Here is a 4,179-nt window from a genome sequence, read left to right as displayed (position 1 = left end):
GTCTAATTTCGGATAACAATCATCCGTATTCAAACTTGAAGGTGTTTTTATTTGTCTCATCTTATGGGGTCAGTCCCCCTCTTTAAGGGGTGCTTTTTTATCCACAGCTATCCTCCTTGTCAGCCATGTAAGTAAGCGTTTTATACACACTATCCACAAAATTTTCTGACTTTATCCACTTTACTAACAACTTACAGTCCCTTATCCAGCCTGGATTTCTGAATATATTCACAATCCTGTGGATATGTTAGAATTATCTGTTAATAAGTAAAAAAAGCCTCACGTTTTACAACGTGAGACGATCAAAGGATGTTAATTCCAAACCTGGCTGTCCGTTCATATCATATGAGCCCCGAATCCCCTTTTCAAAAGCAACGGTTCCGGCAGCCGCAATCATCGCTGCATTGTCCGTGCATAAAGAAAGCGGCGGGATGATAAGCTCGGGATCTCCCGAATGGCTGAATTCCTGCTGCAGTGCGGCTCTCAGCCCTTTGTTAGCGGCTACGCCCCCTGCCAGCAGCACTTGTTTAACCCCGTATTCTTTCGCGGCCTTAGAGGTTTTTGCCGTCAGTACATCAATGACACTCTGCTGAAAGCTTGCGGCAAGATCCTCCGGAGGAATCACCTCATTTTTTTGCGAGGCGTTATGAAGCGTGTTAATCACGGCTGACTTCAGGCCGCTGAAGCTGAAATTGTAAGACCCTTCTTCCAGCCACGCACGCGGAAGCGGAATGGAATCCGTTCCAACAGCAGCCAGCTTATCAATCTGCGGGCCTCCCGGATAAGGAAGCCCCATCGTTCTTGCCACTTTATCGTAAGCTTCGCCTGCGGCATCATCCAGCGTTTCACCGATAACCTCGAATGAACCGTGCTCTTTCATATAAACCAATTCCGTATGTCCGCCTGACACAACCAAAGCAAGCGCCGGGAATTGAAGCTCTCCTATCAGCCTGTTTGCATAAATATGGCCCGCGATGTGATGGACGCCGACTAGCGGTATTTGATGGGCAAAGCTTAACGCCTTTGCCGCATTGACTCCGATTAACAGGGCTCCGACAAGTCCGGGTCCTTCCGTTACGGCAATCGCATCAAGGTCATCAAAGCCCATCTCCGCTTTTAAAAGAGCTTCCTCAATCACAAGGGTAATCTGCTCCACATGATGTCTGGACGCTATTTCAGGCACGACCCCGCCGAAACGTTTATGGCTTTCAATTTGAGAAGCGACAACGTTTGAAATAATTTCATTCCCGTTTTTTACGACCGAGGCCGCTGTTTCATCACAGCTTGTTTCGATTCCTAATACATAAATATCTTGTTTTTCACTCATGTAATGTCACCCACATTAATAACGCATCTTCTCCGTTATCTGTATAGTATTGTTTTCTGATTCCTCCGGCCTGAAGACCGAATTTTTTATATAAGGATTGGGCGGGATGATTTGAGACCCTGACTTCGAGAGAGAGCCTTCTTGCCTTTTTTTCTCTGCACAATTCTATCGCAGAGCGAAACAGCGCTTCTCCCAATGATTGGCCCCGATATTCCGGCTTAATGGCTATGTTCGTAATCTGCGCGTCATCTATAATAATCCAGATTCCGCAATACCCCGCCAGACAGCCGTCCTTTTCAATGACAAGGTAGTGGGCATACGGATTTTCCAAAAGCTCATGATAAAATGAATCCTTCGTCCACGGAGAAGTAAAGGATGCTGTTTCAATTTCATAAATTTGATCAATATCTTCCGGACGCATGCTTCGAATCGCCGTTTTCGTTTTCATCCCTATCACCCTATTTTTGAGATTCCATCCATTTCGCTTCAGCCTCTGCCAGACGCAAATAATCCGGAACAAGGCTGTGGACATCCGCTTCCTCTTTTTCCAAGCCTAAAAACGCCAGCTCTGACGGCCGCGGATTATGCTGTGCAGCCGTTCCAATCACTGCTTGAGATGTCAATTCATGCAGAATGGTTTCTTCATGAATGGCTGTATCGTGTCCTAAAAATAAAACCGGAGACGCTTTTTCTTTCAGCATGCCGAGCCAATCAGTCAAAAGGACATTCTGATCAGGAAGAACGGATTGTAATCGGCCGTCCTGATATTCATAAAGTCCCGTATATACCTGTCCGCGCCGGGCATCAAATAACGGGCAGATCAGTCCTTGAAAGTGCCGTCCGTTAGCCGCCAGCACCTCCAGACTCGAGACAGCGGAAACCGGAAGCTTCAGCGACCATGCCAATGTTTTTGCCAGCGTCACACCGATTCTGACACCTGTGTACGATCCCGGTCCTTTCGCCACCGCTATTTTCGTAAGGTCCTGCGGTGTTAGGCCGCAATCCTTCAGCAATGAATTGACAGCAGGCATGGCCCGCACGGAATGATTCTTTTTTAAATATGTAATATACTCCGCCATCACCGTTTTGTCACGAACGAGCGCGGCACCCAGTGTGTAATTTGACGTATCAATTGCCAGTATTGTCATGTTTATTTATCTCCTCACAAAGCGTTTCATACCGTGTTCCGCAAGCCGTAAAGGTAATGTCCCTTGCCTCATCACCGGCTCTTGTGATGACGATCTGCAGCCGTTCAGCAGGCAGCTGATCCTGAATTAAATGAGCCCATTCAATTAAACAGACGCCTTGTCCCTCAAAATATTCTTCAAGCCCTAAGTCTTCGCTTTCATCCTCCATACGATACACATCCATATGATATAGAGGAAGCGAACCGTCATGGTATTCTTTTATAATTGTAAAAGTCGGGCTGTTTACCACTTTCGTGATTCCCAGTCCTTCGGCAAAACCCTTTGTAAAAGTCGTTTTTCCCGCGCCTAAGTCGCCTTCCAGTGTCAAAATGTCTCCCGGCTTTGCCAAAGAAGCGGCAAGCTTGGCTACGGCTTTCGTTTCTTCGGGGTTTTTCGTTCTCCATTGTAATGTCTTCAAAGTGAGTCACCCGTCTTATTTAAAATGATTGTATCCTTTTTTCTCAAGGACGATTTGTCTCTGATCATTGGCTGTCAAAAGAACACATGCTTCCTTCCGTTCAGTTACCGCTCCTATCTTCGCAATCGGAATGCCCGATTGAGTGCAGTAATCAAGCAAAGAAATCCACTCTTGCTGAGAAATCGTTCCAACCAATTCAAAATCTTCACCGCCGAATAACACCCATTTCTTCCACTCAGAATCTGCCTCAGGCAAATCCGGATGCACCGGCAGAAGTTGTTCTTCGATTTCTATCGTAACTGAACTTGCCGCAGCTATTTCATGCAGCTCACTGGCCAATCCGTCACTGATATCATTCAGAGCCGCGCGCTGAAGCTGAGAGCAGAAGCGGCCGACCTGAACTCTCGGAACGGGCCGTTTATGTTTTCGGATAAAATAATCACTCGTATGAAAAGCAGAAGGGAGTGTTTCTCCCAATAAAAGAGACAGTCCTGCTGCGGACGAACCGATATCCCCTGTAACAAACACAACATCTCCGGGTCTTGCCGAGCTTCGCAGACAAGCGCAATCCTTCTCAACTTCTCCGATGACAGTAACGGTAATTACGGCTTGACCGGAAGCGGAGACGGTATCTCCCCCGATCAAATCCATTTGATATAGTTTCGCCAGTTCCGCCATTCCTTCATACATTGCCTGGACGTCCGCTTTCTGCCAGCAAGAAGGAACCGCTAGAGACACCAAATAAAACTTCGGAATGCCTCCCATCGCCGCCACGTCACTAATGTTAACAGCAAGCGCCTTATAACCGATATCATGAGGAGAGGAATACTCTAATTTAAAATGGACATTCTCCACCATTGTATCAAGGCAGACAATTTGCTGCATATGGGGTGATGCTGTATAAACCGCACCATCATCACCGATCCCTACATCGACGGAAGGATGATAATGCGAATGCGGCGTAATACTGTGAATCAAATCAAACTCATCCATATATCTCCCGTCTCCCTTTCTGACGCTCTTGTGAAATACAGCTCTTTCTAGTGTATCGGATTATGTTTCAATATCCAAGACTTTAACGATATAAAAGAAAGCTTGGTTAGATACCAAGCTGCCAGCATTAAAAGAAAACACAAAAAAAACGAAAACATGATCGTTTCGTTTACAATAAAAATGGCGGTCCGGACGGGACTCGAACCCGCGACCTCCTGCGTGACAGGCAGGCATTCTAACCAACTGAACTACCG

Annotated in this window: 5 protein-coding genes; all 5 read right to left on the bottom strand. The window is 46.5% G+C overall.

Annotated features, from left to right (window positions below; genetic code table 11):
* Positions 1-286 precede the first annotated feature (286 nt).
* Genes tsaD through thiL form a run of 5 tightly spaced genes read right to left on the bottom strand, consistent with a single transcriptional unit; the run spans position 287 to position 3,925 of the window.
* Positions 287-1,327 (bottom strand): tRNA (adenosine(37)-N6)-threonylcarbamoyltransferase complex transferase subunit TsaD, encoded by a 1,041-nt coding sequence (tsaD, locus tag AC3WTF_RS19125; protein ID WP_047935387.1) that lies wholly within the window; start codon positions 1,325-1,327, stop codon positions 287-289.
* Complete coding sequence (gene rimI, locus AC3WTF_RS19120) at positions 1,320-1,775, bottom strand: ribosomal protein S18-alanine N-acetyltransferase (protein ID WP_003155993.1); 456 nt, start codon at positions 1,773-1,775, stop codon at positions 1,320-1,322. Before rimI ends, tsaD begins: the two co-directional genes overlap by 8 nt.
* Positions 1,776-1,785: 10 nt before the next feature.
* Positions 1,786-2,475 carry a tRNA (adenosine(37)-N6)-threonylcarbamoyltransferase complex dimerization subunit type 1 TsaB gene (gene tsaB / locus AC3WTF_RS19115; protein ID WP_007408854.1) on the bottom strand — a complete coding sequence of 230 codons (690 nt, stop codon included), beginning with the start codon at positions 2,473-2,475 and terminating at the stop codon, positions 1,786-1,788.
* Positions 2,456-2,932, bottom strand: coding sequence for a tRNA (adenosine(37)-N6)-threonylcarbamoyltransferase complex ATPase subunit type 1 TsaE (gene tsaE, locus AC3WTF_RS19110; RefSeq protein ID WP_025284346.1), 477 nt, complete (start codon positions 2,930-2,932; stop codon positions 2,456-2,458). The genes tsaB and tsaE overlap by 20 nt, the downstream gene beginning before the upstream one ends.
* Positions 2,933-2,947: 15 nt before the next feature.
* A complete protein-coding gene (gene thiL / locus AC3WTF_RS19105; protein WP_047935383.1) occupies positions 2,948-3,925 on the bottom strand; it encodes a thiamine-phosphate kinase in 978 nt (325 codons plus the stop codon).
* Positions 3,926-4,179 lie beyond the last annotated feature (254 nt).

The organism is Bacillus sp. EB106-06-01-XG163, assembly GCF_058791615.1.
The sequence above is the reverse complement of the archived record's forward strand: the minus strand, read 5'-3'. Positions and strand labels throughout refer to the sequence as shown.